This window comes from Aeromonas sp. HMWF015 (assembly GCF_963878965.1).
Taxonomy (GTDB): domain Bacteria; phylum Pseudomonadota; class Gammaproteobacteria; order Enterobacterales; family Aeromonadaceae; genus Aeromonas; species Aeromonas veronii.
Map to the genome: position 1 here is coordinate 276 of NZ_CAWNZT010000192.1, position 519 is coordinate 794.

The following is a 519-nucleotide window of genomic DNA, read 5'->3' on the forward strand; positions in this document are numbered from 1 at the left end:
ATGGTGCCAGCCCCCAGAAATCCCACCCCGGCAGTGAGCCCCTGCAACACCCGGGTCAGATCGGCAGTTGATGCCCCGGCTTGCTGGGGGAGCAGCACGAACAGGGCGGCGCCAATACTGACCAGCATATGGGTGCGGATACCTGCACTTTTCCCTTTCTGTTCACGTTCGTAGCCTAATAGACCGCCGAGCAGACCAGCCACCAGCAGGCGTAATACAATCTGGGTCATCTGCTTGATATCTTGAATATCGGTGAACTCGGAGACGATGGTCTGCCAGATCTCTTGCCACATAAATGCCATCCTTGTGCATGCTGCATATGAATTGAACGAATCAAACCGGTTAATGCGGTCGCCATGGGGGCTGTACGAAAATACGCCATGAGACCTCATCCGCAGGGTATCAAACGCTGACTTCCCTTGTTGAGTAAAAAGTGTTGAGTAAAAAGCTGTCCAAGTTGTCGGATTTTAATGAGTTCTTGATAGCACCCTGCTTTTGAATCAAGCGTCAGAATAAGGG

1 protein-coding gene is annotated in these 519 nt (G+C 51.8%); it reads right to left on the reverse strand.

Going from position 1 to position 519, the window contains the following annotated elements:
- A partial coding sequence (locus tag AACS18_RS10120) for an MgtC/SapB family protein (RefSeq protein WP_181363436.1) occupies positions 1 to 293 on the reverse strand: 293 nt, incomplete at its 3' end.
- Positions 294 to 519: the final 226 nt, after the last annotated feature.